Below are 23,325 nucleotides of genomic sequence, written 5' to 3' on the forward strand. Positions count from 1 at the left end.
AAAATCAGCGTAGTTTGATTACACTCCTGTTAATCCATACAGCAACAGTGCCGGGGAGTCCCGGCGCTGTTGTCCGTTTTAGCAAAAAGGCAGGATATGCCTGATACCTGGAGAGCCTTTTTTGAGCCAGGAATACACTGAAGACAAAGAAGTCACACTATCGAAGCTAAGCAGCGGACGTCGTCTCCTCGAGGCTTTGCTGATTGTTATTGCCCTTTTTGCCGTCTGGCTGATGGCAGCCTTATTCAGTTTCAATCCTTCAGATCCCAGCTGGTCACAAACTGCATGGCATGAGCCTATCCATAATTTAGGCGGTGTCCCTGGTGCCTGGCTGGCGGATACGCTGTTTTTCATTTTCGGTGTGATGGCCTACACCCTCCCCGTTATTATCATTGGCGGCTGCTGGTTTGCGTGGCGTCATCGTCAGAACGATGATTACATCGACTATTTCGCCGTGTCGCTGCGCCTGATTGGCGCGCTGGCGCTGATCCTTACTTCGTGCGGGCTAGCGGCAATCAATGCGGATGATATCTGGTACTTCGCCTCTGGCGGTGTAATCGGCAGCTTACTCAGTTCTGCGCTACAGCCGATGCTGCACAGCAGCGGCGGCACGCTGGCGCTGCTGTGCATTTGGGCGGCCGGGCTAACGCTATTTACCGGCTGGTCCTGGGTGAGCATTGCCGAGAAAATTGGTAGTTTTATCCTCACCATTCTGACCTTCGCCAGCAACCGTACCCGCCGTGACGATACGTGGGTTGATGAAGACGAGTACGAAGATGAAGAGGAAGATGACGCGCCTGTGCAGCGTCGCGAATCTCGTCGCGCGCGTATTCTGCGCGGCGCGCTGGCGCGTCGTCAGCGTGTTGCTGAGAAATTTGCCAACCCGCTAGGTCGTAAAACCGATGAGGCGCTCTTCTCCGGTAAACGCATGGATGAAGACGAGCAGGTGGCGTATCGCGCTGCGGGTGTCGCAGTCGATCCTGACGATGTGCTCTTCTCTGGCAGCCGGGCCACGCCCGGGGACTTTGACGAATACGACCCGCTGTTAAACGGTCACTCGGTCACTGAACCGGTTGCGGCAGCCGCAGCCGCGACAACCGCAGCGCAGGCGTATGCCGCGCCTGTCGACGCCGTGATGCCATCCGCGCCGGTTTCGCCGCCGGAATCCGTTATTCAGCAACCTCAGGTTGACTGGCAGACTGCTCCCGGTGTTCACACGCCGGAGCCCGTTATCGCGCCTGAACCAGAGAGCTATGTCCCTGTGCAGCAGGAGCAGTGGCAGCAGCCATATCAGCCGCCGCAGCCTGCGTATGAACCGCAAGATTACCCTCACTTTGAACAGCCTGTGGCCCAGCCGTATCAGGAGTATGTGCCAGAACCGGTTGAACCTGTGCAGCCTCATGTAGCGCCGCAGCCTGAACCTGAAATCGTGGAAGAGGTGAAGCCTGCCCGTCCACCGCTGTACTATTTTGAAGAAGTCGAAGAGCGCCGCGCGCGTGAACGCGAACAGCTGGCCGCCTGGTATCAGCCTGTGCCTGAACCGGTGCAGGAGCCGGTGACGAAAGCGCCTTCTGTCCCAGTTCCACCGGTCGACTCGACACCTGTAGTTGCACCCGTAGCGGAAAGCGTGAAGCAGGCTACCGCGGCCGCTGCCGTGGCTGCACCTGTCTTTAGCCTGGCAACAGGGGGCGCGCCACGTCCTCAGGTGAAGGAGGGGATTGGTCCGCAACTGCCTCGTCCTAACCGCGTTCGCGTACCAACCCGTCGTGAACTTGCCTCTTATGGTATCAAGCTGCCTTCCCAGCGCATGGCAGAAGAGAAAGCGCGCGAGCCAGAGTACGAAGATGACGCCGATGAGATGCAACAGGACGAGCTGGCCCGCCAGTTCGCCGCGCAGCAGAATCAACGCTACGGTGAAGAATATCAGCACGGTGAACCTGTGCCTGAAGACGAAGATGACGCTGCAGAAGCGGAATTAGCGCGCCAGTTCGCCGCCACCCAGCAGCAGCGTTATTCCGGTGAACAACCGGCTGGTGCAAATCCGTTCTCACTGTCTGATTTTGAATTCTCGCCGATGAAGGATCTGGTGGATGATGGCCCGAGCGAGCCTTTATTTACCCCGAGCGTGATGCCGGAAGTTGAGCCTGTGCGCCAGCAGCCAGCACCACAGGCCTATGCACAGCCGCAACAACCTGTTCATCAGCCGTATGCGCAGCCGCAGCAGCCCGTTCAGCAGCCATATGCGCAACCGCAACAACCAGTTCAGCAACCGCAGCCGCCGCAGTTCCAGCAGCCTGCGCCTCAGCAGCAAGAGAGCCTGATTCACCCGCTGCTGATGCGTAACGGTGACAGCCGTCCGCTGCAGCGTCCAAGCACGCCGCTGCCGTCTCTTGATCTGTTAACGCCGCCGCCGTCGGAAGTGGAACCCGTCGATACCTTCGCGCTGGAGCAGATGGCGCGTCTGGTGGAAGCCCGTCTGGCCGACTTCCGTATCAAGGCTGACGTGGTGAACTACTCGCCGGGCCCTGTTATCACCCGTTTTGAACTGAACCTGGCGCCAGGCGTTAAAGCCGCGCGTATTTCTAACCTGTCCCGCGACCTGGCGCGTTCCTTGTCGACCGTTGCGGTACGTGTGGTGGAAGTGATACCGGGCAAACCTTACGTTGGTCTTGAGCTGCCGAACAAGAAACGTCAGACCGTCTACCTGCGTGAAGTGCTGGATAACACCAAATTCCGCGATAACCCATCCCCGCTGACAGTGGTGCTGGGTAAAGATATCGCTGGCGATCCGGTGGTGGCAGACCTCGCAAAAATGCCTCACCTGCTGGTCGCGGGTACTACCGGTTCCGGTAAGTCTGTCGGTGTGAACGCCATGATCCTCAGCATGCTCTATAAAGCGCAGCCGGAAGATGTGCGTTTCATCATGATCGACCCGAAAATGCTCGAACTTTCGGTCTACGAAGGCATCCCGCATCTGCTGACCGAAGTGGTCACCGACATGAAAGACGCCGCCAACGCCCTGCGCTGGAGCGTCAATGAGATGGAACGCCGCTACAAGCTGATGTCTGCGTTGGGCGTACGTAATCTGGCCGGTTATAACGAGAAAATCGCCCAGGCTATGCGTATGGGACGTCCGATCCCGGATCCTTACTGGAAGCCAGGTGACAGCATGGATGCCCAGCATCCGGTGCTGGAAAAACTGCCTTATATCGTCGTGCTGGTCGATGAATTCGCTGACCTGATGATGACCGTTGGTAAGAAAGTGGAAGAGTTGATTGCCCGTCTGGCGCAGAAAGCGCGTGCGGCTGGTATTCACCTTGTGCTGGCGACCCAGCGTCCTTCCGTGGACGTTATCACTGGTCTTATCAAAGCGAACATTCCGACGCGTATCGCCTTTACCGTATCAAGCAAAATTGACTCCCGTACCATTCTTGATCAGGGCGGCGCAGAGTCGCTGCTGGGAATGGGGGACATGCTCTATTCCGGCCCGAACTCCACTTCTCCGGTGCGTGTTCACGGTGCGTTTGTCCGCGACGAGGAAGTTCACGCTGTCGTGCAGGACTGGAAAGCGCGCGGTCGTCCACAATATATTGACGGCATTACCAGCGATACGGAAAGCGAAGGCGGCGGCGGTGGCTTCGACGGTGGTGAAGAGCTGGATCCGTTATTCGATCAGGCGGTTAACTTCGTTACCGAAAAACGCAAAGCGTCCATCTCAGGCGTGCAGCGTCAATTCCGCATCGGCTATAACCGCGCAGCGCGTATCATCGAGCAGATGGAAGCGCAGGGCATTGTGAGCGAGCAGGGGCATAACGGTAACCGCGAGGTGCTGGCGCCGCCGCCGTTTGATTAACCTTCAGCGTTTGCAAAGAAGGGTAAATCAGCCAAAATTAAGCATTTTCTTCTGTCGCCTGCCTTCGGGCAGGTCCAGAATAGAAGACGGAAATCCCATATCGGGAAGACGTATTTTAAGGAATAACAATGAAAAAAATCGCCATCGCCTGTGCATTACTCACCAGTTTTGTTGCCAGCAGCGTCTGGGCTGATGCAGCCAGCGACCTTAAAAGCCGACTGGATAAAGTAAGCAGCTTCCACGCCAGCTTCACGCAAAAAGTGACGGACGGCAGCGGCAACGCGGTGCAGGAAGGCCAGGGAGATTTGTGGGTAAAACGCCCAAATCTGTTCAACTGGCACATGACCCAGCCGGATGAGAGCATCCTGGTGTCTGACGGTAAAACCTTATGGTTCTACAACCCGTTCGTTGAGCAGGCTACTGCGACCTGGCTGAAAGATGCCACCAGCAATACGCCGTTTATGCTGATTGCCCGAAACCAGGCCAGCGACTGGCAGCAGTACAATATTAAACAGACGGGTGACGAGTTCGTCCTGACGCCGAAAGACAGCAACGGCAACCTGAAGCAGTTCACCATTAACGTGAGCACCAACGGTACCATTAATCAGTTCGGCGCGGTTGAGCAGGACGATCAGCGCAGCAGCTACCAGCTTAAATCTCAGCAGAACGGCGCCGTTGATGCATCGAAATTCACCTTTACCCCGCCGAAGGGCGTGACGGTGGACGACCAACGCAATAAGTAAGAGGCGTGAGTGGGCAATCTGTCGCTCGATTTTTCAGATAACGCGTTTCAACCTCTGGCCGCCCGTATGCGGCCAGAAAATTTAGCGCAGTACATCGGCCAGCAGCACCTGCTGGCTGCCGGTAAGCCATTGCCACGCGCCATTGAGGCCGGGCATCTTCACTCCATGATCCTCTGGGGGCCCCCTGGCACCGGCAAGACCACGCTTGCAGAAGTGATCGCCCGCTATGCCAACGCGGACGTTGAACGCATCTCGGCGGTGACCTCCGGCGTGAAGGAGATCCGTGAGGCGATCGAGCGTGCGCGGCAGAACCGCAATGCCGGGCGGCGCACCATCCTCTTCGTGGACGAAGTCCACCGCTTCAACAAGAGCCAGCAGGATGCCTTCCTGCCGCATATTGAAGACGGCACGATCTTCTTCATCGGCGCGACCACCGAGAATCCGTCGTTTGAATTGAACTCGGCGCTACTCTCCCGCGCGCGCGTTTATCTGCTCAAATCGCTGACCACCGAGGATATTGAAAAGGTTCTCACCCAGGCGATGGACGACAAAGCGCGCGGCTACGGCGGGCAGGATATCGTTCTGCCCGACGACACGCGTCGTGCGATTGCGGAGCTGGTCAACGGCGATGCGCGTCGGGCGCTGAATACGCTGGAAATGATGGCCGATATGGCCGAAGTCGACGATGCCGGGAAGCGGGTGCTTAAACCGGAATTGCTCACCGAAATTGCTGGTGAACGCAGCGCCCGTTTCGACAATAAAGGCGACCGTTTTTACGACCTGATCTCGGCGCTGCATAAGTCGGTACGCGGCAGCGCGCCGGATGCGGCGCTTTACTGGTACGCGCGCATTATCACTGCGGGCGGCGATCCGTTGTATGTCGCGCGCCGCTGTCTGGCGATTGCGTCTGAAGATGTTGGCAATGCCGATCCACGCGCTATGCAGGTCGCGCTGTCGGCCTGGGACTGCTTCACCCGCGTTGGACCCGCGGAGGGCGAACGTGCCATTGCGCAGGCGATTGTTTATTTGGCCTGCGCGCCGAAAAGCAATGCGGTTTATACCGCGTTTAAAGCGGCAATGTCGGATGCGCGTGAACGCCCGGACTACGATGTGCCGGTTCATCTGCGTAATGCACCGACCAAACTGATGAAAGAGATGGGGTATGGGCAGGAGTACCGCTACGCTCATGATGAACCCAATGCCTACGCCGCAGGGGAGGAATATTTCCCGCAGGAGATGGCACAAACGCGCTATTATCGCCCCACAAACAGAGGTCTTGAAGGCAAGATTGGTGAAAAGCTCACCTGGCTCGCCGGACAGGATCAAAATAGCCCTATAAAACGCTACCGTTAGTTCAATCGTTGCGGTAATGTTGGCGTAGTATCCTTGTGGCCGCAGGCTGTGGTCACATTTCCCTATTTTAATTCGATAAGCACAGGATAAGCATGCTCGATCCCAATCTGCTGCGTAATGAGCCAGACGCAGTCGCTGAAAAACTGGCACGCCGGGGCTTTAAGCTGGATGTAGATAAGCTACGCGCTCTTGAAGAGCGTCGTAAAGTACTGCAGGTACAAACTGAAAATCTGCAGGCAGAGCGTAACTCTCGATCGAAATCCATCGGCCAGGCGAAAGCGCGCGGGGAAGATATTGAGCCATTACGCCTGGAAGTGAACAAGCTGGGTGAAGAACTGGATCAGGCGAAAGCTGAGCTGGACGTTCTTCAGGCCGAGATTCGTGATATTGCCCTGGCTATCCCGAATATTCCTGACGACAGCGTGCCTGTCGGCAAAGATGAAAACGACAACGTTGAAGTGAAGCGCTGGGGTACGCCTCGTGAGTTTGACTTCGAAGTACGCGATCACGTGACGCTGGGCGAAATGCACGCGGGCCTGGACTTTGCGGCAGCGGTTAAGCTGACAGGTTCTCGCTTCGTGGTGATGAAAGGCCAGATTGCCCATCTGCACCGCGCGCTGGCGCAGTTCATGCTGGATCTGCACACCGAGCAGCATGGCTACAGCGAAACCTACGTGCCGTATCTGGTCAACCACGATACGCTGTACGGTACGGGCCAGTTGCCGAAATTTGCCGGCGACCTGTTCCATACCCGCCCGCTGGACGAAGAAGCAGACAGTAGCAACTACGCGCTGATCCCAACCGCGGAAGTGCCGCTGACTAACCTCGTGCGTGATGAGATCATCGACGAAGACGATCTGCCGATCAAACTGACGGCACATTCACCGTGCTTCCGTTCTGAAGCCGGTTCTTACGGTCGCGACACGCGCGGTCTGATCCGTATGCACCAGTTCGACAAAGTTGAGATGGTGCAGATCGTTCGTCCAGAAGAATCTATGGACGCGCTGGAAGAGATGACCGGCCACGCGGAGAAGGTTCTGGAGCTGCTGGGTCTGCCGTACCGTCGTATGGCTCTGTGTACCGGTGATATGGGCTTTGGCGCCTGCAAAACCTTCGATCTGGAAGTGTGGGTGCCTGCGCAGAACACCTACCGTGAAATCTCCTCCTGTTCTAACGTCTGGGATTTCCAGGCGCGCCGCATGCAGGCACGCTGCCGCAGCAAATCTGACAAGAAAACCCGTCTGGTACATACCCTGAACGGTTCTGGTCTGGCTGTGGGGCGTACCCTGGTTGCCGTGCTGGAAAACTATCAGCAGGCAGACGGTCGTATCGAGATCCCTGAAGTGCTGCGTCCATACATGAAAGGCCAGCAGTACATCGGTTAATATTTGTCTTAAAACAAAAAAGCGCCTCAGGGCGCTTTTTTTATGCTTATGAATTGATACGACGCAATACCCCCTCCCTCTAAAGTAGTAATACTCCTCCGAATGAAAGTCAGCATAAAACGCTGATAACGAAAATATTCGTTATATATAAAACTACATAGCGGTTTGCGCCGCCTCTCTTTTCTTTGTGAGCAACCAAAGTGAGTCTCTATGAAAATCAACGCGCCTGAAGCATTAATGGCTGCCGAGGTCACTCGCCGTGGTTTGATGAAAACCACGGCCATAGGCGGCCTGGCCGTAGCCAGCAGTGCCTTCACGCTCCCCTTTACCCGACTGGCGTCGGCGGCTGATGCTCTGTCTCCGGCCACTTCCCCGGAAAAAGTGGTGTGGAGTGCCTGTACCGTCAACTGCGGTAGCCGTTGTCCGCTGCGTATGCATGTAGTGGATGGCGAAATTAAATATGTCGAAACCGATAATACCGGGGACGATAACTACGAAGGGTTACATCAGGTCCGTGCCTGCCTGCGTGGTCGCTCCATGCGTCGTCGCGTCTATAATCCGGACCGCCTGAAATACCCGATGAAGCGCGTCGGTAAGCGTGGGGAAGGGAAGTTCGAGCGGATTAGCTGGGATGAAGCCTACGACATCATTGCCACCAACATGCAGCGTTTGATTAAAGAGTACGGCAACGAATCCATCTACCTGAACTACGGTACCGGGACGCTTGGCGGCACGCTGACCCGTTCCTGGCCACCGGGTAAAACGCTGGTGGCGCGCCTGATGAACTGCTGCGGCGGTTATCTCAATCACTATGGTGACTACTCATCGGCGCAGATTGCTGCTGGCCTGAACTACACCTATGGCGGCTGGGCGGACGGAAACAGCCCGTCTGATATCGAAAATAGTAAGCTGGTGGTGCTGTTCGGCAATAACCCGGGTGAAACCCGCATGAGCGGCGGTGGGGTAACCTACTACCTCGAACAGGCCCGCGCCAAATCCAATGCCCGCATGATCATCATCGACCCACGCTACACCGACACCGGCGCCGGACGTGAAGACGAGTGGATTCCCATTCGTCCGGGGACCGACGCGGCGCTGGTCTCCGCCCTGGCGTGGGTGATGATCACTGAGAATCTTGTCGATCAGCCTTTCCTGGATAAATACTGCGTCGGCTATGACGAGAAAACTCTGCCAGCCAGCGCGCCGGCAAACGGTCACTACAAGGCGTATATTCTCGGACAGGGCAGCGACGGCGTGGCGAAAACGCCGGAGTGGGCGTCCACCATCACCGGCATCCCGGCTGAGCGTATCGTTCAGCTGGCGCGTGAAATTGGTTCAGCCAAACCGGCCTATATCAGCCAGGGCTGGGGTCCGCAGCGTCATGCGAACGGCGAAATCGCGACCCGTGCCATCTCCATGCTCTCCATTCTGACCGGCAACGTCGGCATTCACGGCGGTAACACCGGCGCGCGTGAAGGTTCATATGAAGTGCCGTTCGAACGTATGCCGACGCTGGATAACCCGGTTCAGACCAGCATCTCCATGTTTATGTGGACCGATGCGATTGAACGCGGCCCGGAAATGACCGCCCTGCGCGACGGCGTGCGCGGCAAGGACAAGCTGGACGTGCCGATCAAGATGATCTGGAATTATGCCGGTAACTGCCTCATCAACCAGCATTCAGAAATCAACCGTACCCATGAAATCCTGCAGGACGACAAGAAGTGCGAGATGATTGTGGTGATCGACTGCCACATGACCTCTTCGGCGAAATATGCCGATATCCTGCTGCCGGACTGCACCGCCTCTGAGCAGATGGATTTCGCGCTGGATGCATCCTGCGGCAACATGTCCTACGTGATTTTTACCGACCAGGCGATTAAACCGCGCTTTGAGTGCAAAACCATTTATGAGATGACCTCCGAGCTGGCGAAACGTCTTGGCGTTGAGCAGCAGTTTACCGAGGGGCGGACTCAGGAAGGGTGGATGCGCCATCTGCATGAACTCTCCCGTAAGGCCATTCCTGACCTGCCGGACTTTGACACCTTCCGCAAGCAGGGGATGTACAAACAGCGCGATCCGGAAGGGCACCACGTGGCGTACAAAGCGTTCCGTGAAGATCCGCAGGCGAACCCGCTGACCACGCCGTCGGGCAAAATCGAAATCTATTCCGAAGAGTTGGCAAAAATTGCGTCAACCTGGGAACTGCCGGAAGGGGACGTTATCGATCCGCTGCCGATCTACACGCCGGGCTTTGAAAACTACAACGATCCGCTGACGGCGAAATTCCCGCTGCAGCTGACCGGCTTCCACTACAAAGCGCGTGTTCACTCTACCTACGGTAACGTCGACGTGCTGAAAGCCGCCTGCCGACAGGAGATGTGGATCAACCCGATGGATGCCAAAGCGCGAGGTATCAGCAATGGGGATCGCGTGCGGATCTTCAACGGTCGCGGCGAGGTTCACATTGAAGCCAAAGTGACGCCGCGCATGATGCCCGGAGTAGTGGCGCTGGGTGAAGGTGCCTGGTATAGCCCTGATGCAAACCGCATCGACCAGGCTGGCAGTATTAACGTACTGACCACGCAGCGTCCGTCGCCGCTGGCGAAAGGCAACCCATCCCACACAAACCTTGTCCAGGTTGAAAAGGTTTAAGGAGTAGCCGATGACAACCCAGTATGGATTTTTTATTGATTCCAGCCGTTGCACCGGGTGCAAAACCTGCGAGCTGGCCTGTAAAGATTACAAAGACCTGACCCCTGACGTCAGCTTCCGCCGTATTTATGAATACGCCGGGGGGGACTGGCAGGAAGATAACGGCGTCTGGCATCAGAACGTTTTTGCCTATTACCTGTCAATTGCCTGTAACCACTGTGAAGATCCGGCCTGTACTAAGGTCTGCCCGAGCGGGGCGATGCACAAGCGTGAAGACGGTTTTGTGGTGGTGGACGAAGATGTCTGCATCGGCTGTCGGTACTGCCATATGGCGTGCCCGTACGGCGCGCCGCAGTACAATGCCGCCAAAGGTCATATGACCAAATGCGATGGCTGCCACACCCGCGTAGCGGACGGCAAAAAGCCGATTTGCGTCGAGTCCTGCCCGCTGCGCGCGCTGGACTTCGGTCCGATTGAAGAGCTGCGTCAAAAACACGGGCAGCTCGCTGCCGTGGCGCCGCTGCCGTCTGCGCACTTCACGAAGCCGAGCATTGTAATTAAACCTAACGCCAACAGCCGTCCTACAGGGGACACCACCGGCTACCTGGCAAATCCGAAGGAGGTGTGAGATGGGAAGTGGATGGCATGAATGGCCGCTGATGATCTTCACGGTCTTTGGTCAGTGCGTGGCGGGTGGTTTCATTGTGCTCGCGCTGGCGCTGTTGAAAGGTCGCCTTAATGCTGAACAGCAGCAGCGTTTAGTGTTGAGCATGTTTGGCCTATGGGTGCTGATGGGGATTGGGTTTATCGCCTCTACGCTTCACCTGGGGTCGCCTATGCGCGCGTTTAACTCCCTGAACCGCGTGGGTGCCTCATCCCTCAGTAATGAGATTGCCAGCGGAGCAATTTTCTTTGCCGTCGGTGGGCTGGGCTGGCTGCTGGCCGCCATGAAAAAATTGCCTGCGGGTCTGCGCAGCCTGTGGCTAATCGTGACCATGGTGTTGGGCGTGGTGTTCGTGTGGATGATGGTGCGCGTCTATAACACCATCGATACCGTTCCAACCTGGTACAGCGTCTGGACGCCAATGAGCTTCTTCCTGACGATGTTTATCGGCGGACCGCTGCTGGGCTACCTGCTGCTGCGAGTGGCGGGCGTAGACGGGTGGGCAATGCGTTTGTTGCCCGCTGTTTCGCTGCTGGCGCTGGTGGTGAGTGCGATGGTCGCCCTGATGCAGGGTGCAGAACTGGCAACCATTCACAGCTCTATCCAGCAGGCTTCTGCCCTGGTACCGGACTACGGTGCTCTGATGGCCTGGCGCATCGTTCTGCTGGTCGCCGCGTTGGTATTCTGGATTGCTCCTCAGCTCAAAGGTTATCAGCCCGCGCTGCCGCTGCTGTCACTGGCTTTTGTGCTGGTACTGGCGGGTGAACTGATTGGTCGCGGCGTGTTCTACGGGTTGCATATGACTGTAGGTATGGCTATCGCCAGTTAACATTGTATTTGGTTATATCAAGCCGGGCCTGAGCGCCCGGCTTTTTCTTTTTTCGATCATGAAATTTTTCGACTGTCGTTTTGTTTTAATTTTGCCCATTAATAAATGAAAACAGAGACATAATTAATATCTATAGCAGGCGTGGCATTAGCAGGATAAGTTTTTTAAATCGACAGGGAACATATTGTGCGAGGCGGCTAAATCAGTGGATTGACTTTGTTTTTGCCAGTGGCATGATGCGCACGAAATCTGAACTTCCTCACGGCTTTTTAATCCATGACCACCTATACCCGGCCAGTGCTGCTGTTGCTCTGTGGCCTGCTTCTGTTGACCCTGGCGATCGCAGTGTTAAATACGCTCGTCCCGCTGTGGCTCGCCCATGAGAACTTACCGACCTGGCAGGTGGGTATGGTCAGCTCGTCCTTTTTTACCGGCAACCTTCTTGGTACCCTGGTGACCGGGAGCCTGATTAAGCGCTTTGGCTTTAACCGCAGCTATTATCTGGCTTCGCTGATTTTCGCTGCCGGGTGTGCTGGGCTGGGCCTGATGGTCGGCTTCTGGAGCTGGATGGCATGGCGCTTCATAGCCGGTGTAGGCTGCGCGATGATTTGGGTGGTGGTTGAAAGTGCGCTGATGTGCAGCGGCACCTCCCGTAATCGTGGACGCCTGCTGGCAGCCTATATGATGGTTTATTACGTCGGCACCGTGCTGGGGCAACTGATGGTCAGCAAGCTGCCAACCGACCTCATGAGCGTTCTGCCGTGGGTAACGGGTATGGTGCTGGCCGCGATCTTGCCTTTGCTCTTCACGCGCATCGTGAACCAGAACAGCGAACACCAGGAAGCAACCCACGTCTGGCCAATGCTCAGACTGCGTCATGCGCGTCTGGGCGTTAACGGCTGCATTATATCGGGGATTGTACTGGGCTCGCTCTATGGCCTGATGCCGCTCTATCTGAATCATCAGGGCGTCAGCGATTCCGGAATTGGATTCTGGATGGCGGTCATGGTGAGTGCGGGGATCGTCGGGCAGTGGCCGATTGGTCGTCTGGCGGACCGCTTTGGTCGTTTGCTGGTGCTACGCGTTCAGGTCTTCGTGGTCATCATGGGATGTCTTGCCATGCTCAGCAACGCCGCAATGGCGCCTGCGCTGTTCATTCTCGGGGCCGCCGGCTTTACGCTCTATCCGGTGGCGATGGCCTGGGCCTGTGAGAAAGTTGAGCATCACCAGCTGGTGGCAATGAACCAGGCGCTGTTACTGAGCTATACCATCGGCAGCTTATTAGGGCCGACGTTTACAGCGATGCTGATGCAGAATTACTCCGACAATTTACTGTTTATCATGATTGCCAGCGTGTCGTTTATATATCTCTTAATGCTGCTGCGTAAAGCAGGTGAGCATCCAACGCCTGTGGCACATGCCTGATTAAATTAAAGCCTGTCGATGACAGGCTTTTTTGTCCCCATCACAACTAAGAGTTTTACTTATTGTTTGTTTATTGCGCCAGGCGATAATTCATGTGAGTCCTAACACTATAAGGCAGCAATCATGTCTATTCGTCGTTTTTCCACTACCGCACTTGCCGTAGTGTTGTCTTTAACGTTTGCAACTGCTCCGGTCATGGCTAATCCTGGAAACGGGAACGGCGGTGGTCACGGAAACGGTGGCGGACAAGGTAATGGCGGTAATCATGGTAACGGGAATTCAGGTAACTCCGGCAACCATGGAAATAAGCAAAATAGCGGACAGGATAACCCTGGAAAATCGAATAAGAGCTTCAAAAATAGCAAAGATGTCGGTAATGATGTTGATGCTCGCGTGAGTTTCGATCATGCGCGCCACCTGGCGCTGAATTATGGCTTAACGGGCTATGACTCTCTGCCTCCGGGCATCGCGAAAAACCTCGCCCGTGGTAAACCGCTTCCTCCGGGCATTGCGAAGAAAACCGTGCCAGCCTCTATGCTGGACCAGCTTCCTTCCTACCCAGGCTATGAATGGCGCGTGGTCGGGGACGACCTGGTCTTAATTGCGCTGAGCACAGCCATTGTGACGTCCGTTATTAACGGTGTATTTAAATAGAATATAAAAAAGGCCCGGTTTTACCGGGCCTTTTCGTTAATACATGACCTTGTGACCGTACTGCTCAAGAATACCTTTCACGCGTTCCATCGTCTCTTTTTTCGGCGGCTTCACGCCATCGAGTTTGTACTCTTCGCCCATGGCCACCCATTTATGTTTACCCAGCTCGTGATAGGGCAGAAGCTCGATTTTCTCGACGTTGCCCATGTCACGGGTGAATTCCCCCAGGCGGTGCGCGGAGTCGTCGTCGTCTGACCAGCCAGGAACAACCACGTAGCGGATCCAGGTTTTGATGCCTTTGTCGGCTATGTATTTGGCAAACTCCAGCGTGCGGTGGTTTGAGACACCAACGAGGTTCTGATGGATCTCATCGTTCATCTGTTTGAGATCGAGCATCACCAGATCGGTCACTTCAAGCAGTTCATCAATCACCGGATCGTAGCGACGTACAAAGCCATTGGTATCCAGGCAGGTATGAATGCCTTCTTTGTGGCAGGCGCGGAACCAGTCACGGACAAATTCAGCCTGAAGAATGGCTTCACCGCCGGATGCGGTGACGCCGCCACCGGACGCGTTCATAAAGTGGCGGTAGGTCACCACCTCTTTCATCAAGTCTTCAACGGTCACTTCTTTGCCGCCGTGCGTGTCCCAGGTATCGCGGTTATGGCAGTACAGGCAGCGCATCAGGCAGCCCTGGAAAAAGGTGATAAAGCGGATGCCCGGGCCATCAACGGTGCCACAGGATTCAAAGGAGTGAATACGACCAATAGTTGACATTGCGGTGATATCTCCATCATCGGCCCGTCCCGGGCCTGTGTATGCACAGCTCAAAGCCGGCTGTGTTAAGTCTGTTTTGGCTGTTATCCATCAAGTATAGATAGCGGGCAAAAGAGACTGAGGTGGAGAGGGTGCTAAAAAGGCCCCACTGACGTGGAGCCTTTATTGTACGCTTGTTAACGCGTGATTTCAGTCAATTCCACTTACATGGACTGAGTGAAAGTACGGGTGATAACGTCCTGCTGCTGTTCTTTAGTCAGGGAGTTAAAACGTACTGCGTAGCCAGATACGCGGATGGTCAGCTGAGGATATTTCTCAGGGTGTTCCATCGCGTCGAGCAGCATTTCACGGTTCATTACGTTCACGTTCAGGTGCTGACCACCTTCGATGGACGCTTCGTGGTGGAAGTAACCATCCATCAGACCCGCGAGGTTGGTTTTACGCACTTCGTCGTCTTTACCCAGCGCGTTTGGCACGATAGAGAAGGTGTAAGAGATACCATCTTTCGCGTAGGCAAACGGCAGTTTAGCTACGGAAGTCAGAGAGGCAACAGCACCTTTCTGGTCACGACCGTGCATTGGGTTAGCACCTGGGCCGAACGGCGCGCCAGCACGACGACCGTCTGGGGTGTTACCGGTTTTCTTACCATACACAACGTTAGAGGTGATGGTCAGAACAGACTGAGTCGGGATAGCGTTACGGTAGGTAGTCAGTTTCTGAATTTTCTTCATGAAACGTTCTACCAGGTCAACCGCCATGTCATCAACGCGAGAGTCGTTGTTACCAAACTGAGGATATTCGCCTTCGATTTCGAAGTCGATAGCCAGACCGTCTTCGTCACGAATTGGTTTAACTTTCGCATATTTGATTGCAGACAGGGAGTCAGCAGCAACGGACAGACCAGCAATACCACACGCCATGGTGCGGATAACGTCACGGTCGTGCAGCGCCATCAGAGAGGCTTCGTAGCTGTACTTGTCGTGCATGTAGTGGATAACGTTCAGTGCAGTGACGTACTGCTTAGCCAGCCAGTCCATGAAGTGATCCATGCGGTCCATGACTTCGTCGAAGTTCAGAACGTCGCCTTTGATCGGCTCAGATTTAGGACCAACCTGCATTTTCAGTTTTTCATCAACGCCGCCGTTGATAGCGTACAGCATGGTTTTCGCCAGGTTTGCACGCGCACCGAAGAACTGCATTTGTTTACCAACAACCATTGGGCTTACGCAGCAAGCGATAGCGTAATCGTCGTTGTTGAAGTCCGGACGCATCAGGTCATCGTTCTCGTACTGCAGAGAAGAGGTATCGATGGACACTTTAGCGGCGAATTTCTTGAAGTTCAGAGGCAGTTTTTCAGACCACAGAACGGTGATGTTCGGCTCCGGAGAAGGACCCATGGTGTACAGGGTGTTCAGGAAGCGGAAGCTGTTTTTGGTCACCAGAGTACGGCCGTCAACGCCCATACCGCCGATAGATTCTGTTGCCCAGATTGGGTCACCAGAGAACAGTTCATCATATTCAGGAGTACGCAGGAAGCGAACCATACGCAGTTTCATGACCAGGTGGTCAATCATTTCCTGAGCGTCTTGCTCGGTGATTTTGCCTGCTTTCAGGTCACGTTCGATGTAAGCATCCAGGAAGGTGGATACGCGACCGAAGGACATTGCTGCGCCGTTCTGAGACTTAACTGCGGCCAGGTAGCCGAAGTAGGTCCACTGGATAGCTTCCTGAGCGTTGGTAGCAGGACCAGAGATATCGCAGCCGTATTTAGCAGCCATCTCTTTGATCTGACCCAGCGCGCGGTGCTGTTCAGCGATCTCTTCACGCAGACGGATAGTCGCTTCCAGGTTTACGCCGTTTTCCAGATCGGACTGCAGGGAAACAAACTGCGCGTACTTGTCTTTCATCAGGAAGTCGATACCGTACAGCGCAACGCGACGGTAGTCACCGATGATACGGCCACGGCCATACGCATCTGGCAGACCAGTCAGAACGCCAGATTTACGGCAGTTCAGAATGTCTTTGGTGTAAACATCGAATACGCCCTGGTTGTGGGTTTTGCGGTATTCGGTGAAGATTTTTTTCAGCATTGGGTCCAGCTCGCGGTTATACGCTTTGCAGGAACCTTCAACCATTTTAATACCACCAAACGGGATGATTGCGCGTTTCAGTGGTGCTTCAGTCTGCAGACCAACGATTTTCTCAAGGGCTTTGTTGATATAGCCAGCATCGTGAGAAGTGATGGTGGAAGCAACGGAGGTGTCAAAATCAACTGGCGCGTGAGTGCGGTTTTCCAGTTTAACGCCTTCCATTACGCTGTCCCACAGCTTGGTTGTCGCGTCAGTTGCGCCAGCCAGGAAGGATTCGTCACCTTCATACGGGGTATAGTTTTTCTGAATGAAGTCACGTACGTTTACTTCATTCTGCCAGTCACCTTTCGCAAAACCTTCCCAGGCTGTGGCTAACTTTTCATTAAGCTCGGACATGTAACACCTACCTTCTTAAGTGGATTTTTTATTTACTGCCTGAGAAAACCATCAATGATGATCGTCGCCACGCAGGTAAATGACCCAGTATGTCAACCCAACTAACAGACCCCCACCGATAATGTTCCCGATAGTGACAGGGATCAGGTTATCAGTAATGAAATTCATAATAGTCAGGTGTGAGAAACTTTCCGGGGATGAACCAACTGCGGTCCAGAACTCCGGGCTCGCAAAGTCGCGGATGACAATGCCCATTGGGATCATGAACATATTCGCGATACTGTGCTCAAAGCCGCTGGCAACAAACATCGCAACCGGCAGAACCATAATTAAGGCTTTGTCCATCAGGCTACGACCCGAGTAGCTCATCCATACAGCCAGGCAAACCATCAGGTTAGCGAGGATGCCGAGAGCAACGGCTTCGATAAATGTGTGGTGCATTTTGTGGTCGGCGGTTTGCAGGACGTTGAGGCCCCAGCCACCGTTGGCGGTCATGTACTCGCCAGAAAGCCACATCAACAAAACAAAGAGCAAACACCCAACCAGGTTACCCACGTAGACGTTAAGCCAGTTACGTGCCAGCTGACCCCAGGTAATTCTTCCGCTGGCCTTTGCCACGACAATCAGCACCGTTGAGGTGAAGAGGTCGGCGCCGCAGATGACGCAGAGAATCAGACCCAGTGAGAAACAAATGCCGCCAATCAGTTTGGCCATGCCGAAAGGCATTCCGGCAGTACCGGTGGTGGCGGTGATGTAGAAGACGAAAGCGATAGAGATGAACACACCAGCCGTGATTGCCAGATAGAACGTCTTCATCGGGTGTTTCGTTGCTTTATAGACACCCGCTTCTTCGGCAACTTTGGCCATCGCAGCGGGGAGTAAAAGATCAAAAGGGTTGTCAGCTTTCACACTAACTCTCTCTTTATTAAGTCGGCGACGAGATACTAACAAAGCATTATAGAAGAGAAATTGATATAGATCATATCTCGCCTGGCTTATAGGCCCGCAGTGTGTATGGTTTTACAACAAATGCGGAGTAAGTATTTGATTATCCGTATAAAAATAAATTTTAAAAGTTATGAAAAGAGTTGAATTTTTTCGTTCAGCCACCTCGGAGACAGTTAATTAATATGGAGTATTTACCATAAAAAGTAACAGTAAAGCCCAGGTAAATATTATTATATTTACCCATGTTTAACTTTATTATTACAATCAACAGTCATTGCCGAAGAAAATAAAAAACGGGGCAATGAAATTGCCCCGTAATATAGCCCAGACGATTGAATACGCCTACTGCTGGTAATGTTATGTGCGCTTATTTTGACCAGTAAGCGGCTTTTGCTTTCTGCAGTTTTTCGTAGGCCTTCAGCAGCGACTGGTGCGCCGGGAAGGCTTTCAAATCGCTATCAACAGCCTGCAGGCCATAGAACGGCGCTTCACCGCTCAGGGCCGCGCTGGCTGCTTCTACAGCCTCAGCACCGTACATGCGCACGAAAGCATTCAGGTATTGCAGCGGCTCGCGATCCTCTTCCTGTGCCAGCAGGAGCAGGGTTTGCAGGCAACGGTAATAGTTGGTGCGCTCGGCAGAGAAGACCGACTGGTTGAATTCCATGGTCCACTCGGTCCAGGCCAGGGCCTGATCCAGGTCGCCACCCGCCAGGGCCAGCATCGCTTTCAGCTCACCAATACGCAGGGTGTACCAGCCGTTGTCTTTACCGGTCGCGAGACCCAGCAGTTCGCGTACGCGGGTGAAGTCGTCGTGGCCTTCCTCGTCCAGTTGGGCGATCAGGTTCAGATAATCTTCTTTCTCCCACTCGCTGCCCGGAAGAGCCAGCAGCGTTTCGCGCAGATGTGCACCCATGCTGTTATTCGCCAGCCACAGATCTTCTGCAGGGTAGATGTCGGACATGCCGGGAACAATAATGCGGCATGCATAGACGCCCAGGTGCTCGTAGTCGGCGATATAGACGTCCTGGTCTTCGGCTTTGAAAATCGCCATCAGCGTAGCGAACTCTTCTTCGGTTGTACCGGCAAAGCTCCAGTCCACGAACGGATAGTCTGCGTCCTGTTTGAACATATCCCAGGAGATCAAACCGCTGGAGTCAATAAAGTGAGTTTCGAGGTTGGTATGTTCAGCCACCTCTTCATCGTCAAACGTTGGCGGGGTGAATACGTCGAGATCTTTCAGGCTACGGCCCTGCAGCAGCTCGGTGACGGTGCGTTCCAGCGCCACGCCGAAGTCAGGGTGCGCGCCGAAGGAGGCGAAACAGGTGCCGTTTGTCGGGTTGAACAGCACGACGCAGATAACCGGGTACTTACCGCCCAGCGAGCCGTCATAGGCAAAGATTGGGAAACCTTCTGCTTCCAGCTTAGCGATGGACTCCACTACGCCCGGGTAGCGCGCCAGCACGTCGGCCGGAATTTCAGGCAGGCTAATGGATTCGGCGATGATGCGGTTTTTAATGTGGCGTTCAAAGACTTCGGACAGACCCTGCACGCGCGCTTCATTGCGGGTGTTACCGGCGGACATACCGTTGGACACATACAGGTTGCCGACGATGTTCATCGGAATATAAACGGTCTGCTCGTCAGACTGGCGGGTGAACGGCAGGGCGCAGATCCCACGGTCTTCATTGCCAGACTGCAGATCGATCAGCATGCTGGCGGTCAGTTCGTTGTCTGGATCGTAGAAGGCACGCAGGCGTGAGTCGAGAATACCTTCCGGCAGTTCGTCGTCTTCGGTCAGCGGGAACCATTTTTCATTTGGATAGTGAACGAACGGGCCGTTAGCGATAGTCTCGCCCAGCCAGAAGTCAGCGAAGAAATAGTTGGTGGACAGACGCTCAAAATACTCACCCAGCGCAGAGGCCAGTGCCGCTTTTTTTGTCGCGCCTTTACCGTTGGTAAAGCACAGGGCACAGTCTTTATCGCGAATATGCACGGACCAGACGTGAGGCACCGGATTGAGCCAGGAGGCTTCTTCGATGTTAAAACCCAGGTCGGTCAGTTTCTGCTGGAAGCGAGCGATGGAATCTTCCAGAGCGGCATCTTTGCCGGGGATAAACGTTTGAGTCATGGCGTTCACTTTTATCGTACGTAAAGCGCGCAATGATACGGGTTTTGCGTGACGGGTGCTATCTTCGGCGAAAATAAATGGCTGGGCTATGCTTAGTGGCAGTAACTGACTGTTAAGGCATAGAAAAATGAAAGCATTTGATCTCCAGCGGATGGCGTTTGATAAAGTTCCTCCTGAATTTCTGGGCGAAGTGGCGCTGCGCAGCCTGTATACCTTCGTACTTGTCTTCCTGTTTCTTAAAATCACCGGCCGTCGCGGCGTACGGCAGATGTCGCTCTTTGAGGTGTTGATCATCCTGACGCTGGGTTCAGCGGCGGGGGATGTCGCCTTCTATGACGATGTGCCGATGGTGCCGGTGTTTATCGTTTTTGTTTCACTGGCGCTTCTTTATCGCCTTGTCATGTGGCTGATGTCGAAAAGCGAAAAGCTGGAAGATCTGCTTGAGGGGAAGCCGGTCGTTATCGTCGAGGACGGGCAGTTGGCCTGGGAAAATGTACAAAGCGCCAATATGACCGAGTTCGAGTTCTTTATGGAGCTACGACTGAATAGCGTTGAACAGCTCGGGCAGGTGCGTCTGGCGATCATGGAAACCAACGGGCAGATCAGCGTCTATTACTATTCTGACGACGAGGTGAAGCCGGGACTGTGTATCCTGCCGGATATGCTGATCGAGCGTTTCAGAACCGTACCTGAGTCAGGCGAGTATGCCTGCGTGAGATGTAGCCATGTGCTCGCGATGCAGCCGGGGGATCGTCAATTATGCCCCCGCTGTGCAAATCCGGAATGGACGAAGGTTAGCCGGGCCAAACGCATCACCTGACAGCCATTTTGTCGGTTTTGTCATGGCGAGGCGGCAGATTGTTTTGTGTGACGCGGGGCACATTTCACGGGTCATAAGTTTTAGACATTGCGGCGCGTGTCACTGAATGATAAAACCGATATCCACAGTTATAACTTATGGCTTTTAGCGTGGTGAGGGGAAATGGCTCAAGTCTTTAATTTCAGTTCAGGTCCGGCAATGTTACCGGCAGACGTGCTTAAACAGGCTCAACAGGAACTCTGTGACTGGAACGGTCTCGGTACGTCGGTGATGGAAATCAGCCACCGTGGTAAAGAGTTTATTCAGGTGGCCGAAGAGGCAGAAAAGGATTTTCGCGATCTGCTGAATATTCCCTCGAACTACAAAGTATTGTTCTGCCACGGCGGTGGACGCGGCCAGTTTGCAGGCGTTCCGCTGAATATCCTCGGTGACAAAACGACGGCAGACTACGTTGATGCAGGATACTGGGCGGCAAGCGCCGTTAAAGAAGCGCATAAATACTGCACGCCGAATGTGATCGACGCAAAAGTGACCGTTGATGGCCTGCGCGCCGTGAAGCCAATGAGCGAGTGGCAGCTTTCTGATAACGCAGCGTACCTGCACTACTGCCCGAACGAAACCATTGACGGGATTGCCATCGACGAGACGCCAAACTTCGGCAGCGATGTCGTGGTTGCCGCCGACTTCTCCTCCACCATTCTGTCTGCGCCAATTGATGTCAGCCGCTACGGCGTTATCTATGCGGGCGCGCAGAAAAATATCGGTCCGGCCGGTTTGACTATCGTCGTCGTGCGTGAAGACCTGCTGGGTAAAGCACATACATCCTGCCCGTCGATTCTTGATTACACCGTGCTGAACGACAACGATTCTATGTTCAACACCCCACCGACGTTTGCCTGGTACCTTTCCGGCCTGGTCTTCAAATGGCTGAAGCAAAACGGCGGCGTGGCGCAGATGGACAAGGTGAATCAGCAGAAAGCTGAACTGCTGTATGGCGTGATCGACAAAAGCGATTTCTATCGCAACGATGTGGCGAAAGCTAACCGTTCCCGGATGAATGTGCCGTTCCAGCTGGCGGACAGCAGCCTGGATAAAGTATTCCTGGAAGAGTCCTTCGCGGCAGGCCTGCATGCGCTCAAAGGTCACCGTGTCGTTGGCGGCATGCGTGCCTCCATCTATAACGCGATGCCGCTGGAAGGCGTTAAAGCTCTGACGGATTTCATGATCGACTTCGAACGTCGCCACGGTTAATAGCGCTGTTTTCACCCCCGTAGCCCTGCTGCGGGGTTTTTATTATGTTGAGTTGAGAGTTAAGTTTTCATGGAATCCCTGACGTTACAACCTATCGCGCGGGTAGATGGCACCATTAATCTGCCTGGTTCAAAAAGTGTCTCGAACCGCGCTCTGCTGCTGGCAGCACTGGCAAACGGCACCACCGTCCTTACAAACCTGCTGGACAGCGATGACGTACGCCATATGCTCAATGCGCTGAAAGCGTTGGGTGTTCATTACATTCTCTCCGACGATCGTACCCGCTGCGAAGTGACTGGCAGCGGCGGCGCGCTGCAGACGGATGAAGAGCTTGAGCTGTTTCTGGGCAATGCGGGTACCGCGATGCGTCCGCTGGCGGCGGCCCTGTGTCTTGGGCGCAACAACATTGTGCTGACCGGCGAACCTCGCATGAAAGAGCGTCCGATTGGTCATCTGGTGGATGCCCTGCGTCAGGGCGGCGCGCAGGTTGAGTATCTGGAGCAGGAAAACTATCCGCCACTGCGTCTGCGCGGTGGTTTTAACGGCGGTCACGTCGAGGTTGACGGCAGCGTCTCCAGCCAGTTCCTGACGGCACTGCTGATGACCGCGCCGCTGGCACCGCAGGATACGGTTATTACGATTAAAGGCGAGCTGGTCTCCAAACCTTATATTGATATCACCCTGCACCTGATGAAAACCTTCGGTGTCGAGGTGGAAAACCAGTCTTATCAGCGCTTCGTGGTGCGTGGGGCACAGCAGTACCAGTCTCCGGGCAGCTATCTGGTTGAAGGCGACGCTTCGTCGGCTTCTTACTTCCTGGCTGCGGGCGCGATCAAAGGCGGTACCGTGAAGGTCACCGGTATTGGTCGCAATAGCGTGCAGGGCGACATCCGTTTTGCGGACGTGCTGGAAAAAATGGGCGCGGTTGTGACCTGGGGTGATGACTTCATCGCCTGTACCCATGGCGATCTGAAGGCCATCGACATGGACATGAACCATATTCCGGATGCGGCGATGACCATTGCCACTGCGGCGCTGTTTGCAAAAGGCACCACCACGCTGCGTAATATCTACAACTGGCGCGTAAAAGAGACTGACCGTCTGTTCGCGATGGCGACTGAGCTGCGTAAGGTCGGCGCTGAGGTGGAAGAGGGCGAAGACTACATTCGCATCACGCCTCCTGCAAAACTGCAGGTTGCCGAGATCGGAACCTACAACGATCACCGTATGGCGATGTGCTTCTCGCTGGTGGCGTTGTCAGACACGCCTGTGACCATCCTTGACCCGAAATGTACGGCGAAAACGTTCCCGGACTACTTCGAACAGCTGGCACGCATTAGCACGCTGGCCTGAT

16 protein-coding genes are annotated in these 23,325 nt (G+C 54.7%); 12 read left to right on the forward strand and 4 right to left on the reverse strand.

Features of this window, described 5'->3' with window-relative positions; translation table 11 throughout:
- The first annotated feature begins 121 nt into the window (after positions 1 to 121).
- The 9 genes from ftsK (at position 122) to KGP22_RS07300 (ending at position 13,561) form a co-directional block, all read left to right on the forward strand.
- Entirely contained in the window at positions 122 to 3,853 is a 3,732-nt protein-coding gene (ftsK, locus tag KGP22_RS07260) for a DNA translocase FtsK (protein WP_149366265.1), read from the forward strand.
- A gap of 128 nt (positions 3,854 to 3,981) precedes the next feature.
- Positions 3,982 to 4,596, forward strand: coding sequence for an outer membrane lipoprotein chaperone LolA (gene lolA / locus KGP22_RS07265; RefSeq protein ID WP_223581769.1), 615 nt, complete (start codon positions 3,982 to 3,984; stop codon positions 4,594 to 4,596).
- A gap of 9 nt (positions 4,597 to 4,605) precedes the next feature.
- The gene (gene rarA, locus KGP22_RS07270) at positions 4,606 to 5,949 is read left to right on the forward strand and encodes a replication-associated recombination protein RarA (protein WP_111963921.1); all 1,344 of its coding nucleotides are present in this window, start codon (positions 4,606 to 4,608) and stop codon (positions 5,947 to 5,949) included.
- A 92-nt stretch (positions 5,950 to 6,041) separates the two neighbouring features.
- Complete coding sequence (serS, locus tag KGP22_RS07275; RefSeq protein ID WP_008499983.1) at positions 6,042 to 7,334, forward strand: serine--tRNA ligase; 1,293 nt, start codon at positions 6,042 to 6,044, stop codon at positions 7,332 to 7,334.
- Between the two features lie 210 nt (positions 7,335 to 7,544).
- Positions 7,545 to 9,989, forward strand: coding sequence for a dimethylsulfoxide reductase subunit A (dmsA, locus tag KGP22_RS07280; RefSeq protein ID WP_046092255.1), 2,445 nt, complete (start codon positions 7,545 to 7,547; stop codon positions 9,987 to 9,989).
- Between the two features lie 10 nt (positions 9,990 to 9,999).
- Positions 10,000 to 10,617: a DMSO/selenate family reductase complex B subunit gene (locus KGP22_RS07285; RefSeq protein WP_021240882.1), complete on the forward strand. Its 618-nt coding sequence runs from the start codon at positions 10,000 to 10,002 to the stop codon at positions 10,615 to 10,617.
- A 1-nt stretch (position 10,618) separates the two neighbouring features.
- Positions 10,619 to 11,482, forward strand: coding sequence for a dimethyl sulfoxide reductase anchor subunit family protein (locus tag KGP22_RS07290; protein WP_223581770.1), 864 nt, complete (start codon positions 10,619 to 10,621; stop codon positions 11,480 to 11,482).
- A 276-nt stretch (positions 11,483 to 11,758) separates the two neighbouring features.
- A complete protein-coding gene (locus KGP22_RS07295) occupies positions 11,759 to 12,907 on the forward strand; it encodes an MFS transporter (protein WP_111963924.1) in 1,149 nt (382 codons plus the stop codon).
- Between the two features lie 123 nt (positions 12,908 to 13,030).
- A complete protein-coding gene (locus tag KGP22_RS07300) occupies positions 13,031 to 13,561 on the forward strand; it encodes an anti-virulence regulator CigR family protein (RefSeq protein ID WP_111963925.1) in 531 nt (176 codons plus the stop codon).
- A 36-nt stretch (positions 13,562 to 13,597) separates the two neighbouring features.
- Here the strand turns inward: KGP22_RS07300 and pflA are convergent, their stop codons facing one another.
- The 4 genes from pflA to ycaO all read right to left on the reverse strand — a co-directional run bounded on the left by pflA (position 13,598) and on the right by ycaO (position 19,900).
- Entirely contained in the window at positions 13,598 to 14,338 is a 741-nt protein-coding gene (gene pflA / locus KGP22_RS07305; protein ID WP_045630022.1) for a pyruvate formate lyase 1-activating protein, read from the reverse strand.
- Between the two features lie 203 nt (positions 14,339 to 14,541).
- Positions 14,542 to 16,824, reverse strand: a complete 2,283-nt coding sequence (gene pflB, locus KGP22_RS07310; RefSeq protein ID WP_023310992.1) for a formate C-acetyltransferase — start codon at positions 16,822 to 16,824, stop codon at positions 14,542 to 14,544.
- Positions 16,825 to 16,875: 51 nt separating this feature from the next.
- Entirely contained in the window at positions 16,876 to 17,733 is an 858-nt protein-coding gene (focA, locus tag KGP22_RS07315) for a formate transporter FocA (RefSeq protein ID WP_008499974.1), read from the reverse strand.
- A 406-nt stretch (positions 17,734 to 18,139) separates the two neighbouring features.
- Positions 18,140 to 19,900: a 30S ribosomal protein S12 methylthiotransferase accessory factor YcaO gene (ycaO, locus tag KGP22_RS07320; protein ID WP_111964570.1), complete on the reverse strand. Its 1,761-nt coding sequence runs from the start codon at positions 19,898 to 19,900 to the stop codon at positions 18,140 to 18,142.
- A gap of 127 nt (positions 19,901 to 20,027) precedes the next feature.
- On the opposite strand from ycaO, the gene KGP22_RS07325 reads away from it, so the two are divergent.
- From KGP22_RS07325 to aroA, 3 genes are all read left to right on the forward strand, one after another.
- The gene (locus tag KGP22_RS07325; RefSeq protein WP_111964569.1) at positions 20,028 to 20,720 is read left to right on the forward strand and encodes a DUF421 domain-containing protein; all 693 of its coding nucleotides are present in this window, start codon (positions 20,028 to 20,030) and stop codon (positions 20,718 to 20,720) included.
- A 162-nt stretch (positions 20,721 to 20,882) separates the two neighbouring features.
- Positions 20,883 to 21,971 carry a 3-phosphoserine/phosphohydroxythreonine transaminase gene (serC, locus tag KGP22_RS07330; RefSeq protein WP_111964568.1) on the forward strand — a complete coding sequence of 363 codons (1,089 nt, stop codon included), beginning with the start codon at positions 20,883 to 20,885 and terminating at the stop codon, positions 21,969 to 21,971.
- A 69-nt stretch (positions 21,972 to 22,040) separates the two neighbouring features.
- Entirely contained in the window at positions 22,041 to 23,324 is a 1,284-nt protein-coding gene (gene aroA, locus KGP22_RS07335) for a 3-phosphoshikimate 1-carboxyvinyltransferase (RefSeq protein WP_111964567.1), read from the forward strand.
- The last annotated feature ends 1 nt before the right edge of the window (position 23,325 follow it).

It is taken from the genome of Enterobacter sp. JBIWA005 (assembly GCF_019968805.1).
GTDB classification, from domain to species: domain Bacteria; phylum Pseudomonadota; class Gammaproteobacteria; order Enterobacterales; family Enterobacteriaceae; genus Enterobacter; species Enterobacter vonholyi.

Coding starts and splice junctions, on each gene's coding strand:
- ycaO (WP_111964570.1), bottom strand. CDS start 19,900: ATGACTCAAACGTTTATCCCCGGCAAAGATGCCGCTCTGGAAGATTCC.
- KGP22_RS07295 (WP_111963924.1), top strand. CDS start 11,759: ATGACCACCTATACCCGGCCAGTGCTGCTGTTGCTCTGTGGCCTGCTT.
- KGP22_RS07285 (WP_021240882.1), top strand. CDS start 10,000: ATGACAACCCAGTATGGATTTTTTATTGATTCCAGCCGTTGCACCGGG.
- KGP22_RS07325 (WP_111964569.1), top strand. CDS start 20,028: ATGAAAGCATTTGATCTCCAGCGGATGGCGTTTGATAAAGTTCCTCCT.
- serC (WP_111964568.1), top strand. CDS start 20,883: ATGGCTCAAGTCTTTAATTTCAGTTCAGGTCCGGCAATGTTACCGGCA.
- pflA (WP_045630022.1), bottom strand. CDS start 14,338: ATGTCAACTATTGGTCGTATTCACTCCTTTGAATCCTGTGGCACCGTT.
- pflB (WP_023310992.1), bottom strand. CDS start 16,824: ATGTCCGAGCTTAATGAAAAGTTAGCCACAGCCTGGGAAGGTTTTGCG.
- lolA (WP_223581769.1), top strand. CDS start 3,982: ATGAAAAAAATCGCCATCGCCTGTGCATTACTCACCAGTTTTGTTGCC.
- KGP22_RS07290 (WP_223581770.1), top strand. CDS start 10,619: ATGGGAAGTGGATGGCATGAATGGCCGCTGATGATCTTCACGGTCTTT.
- serS (WP_008499983.1), top strand. CDS start 6,042: ATGCTCGATCCCAATCTGCTGCGTAATGAGCCAGACGCAGTCGCTGAA.
- dmsA (WP_046092255.1), top strand. CDS start 7,545: ATGAAAATCAACGCGCCTGAAGCATTAATGGCTGCCGAGGTCACTCGC.
- aroA (WP_111964567.1), top strand. CDS start 22,041: ATGGAATCCCTGACGTTACAACCTATCGCGCGGGTAGATGGCACCATT.
- KGP22_RS07300 (WP_111963925.1), top strand. CDS start 13,031: ATGTCTATTCGTCGTTTTTCCACTACCGCACTTGCCGTAGTGTTGTCT.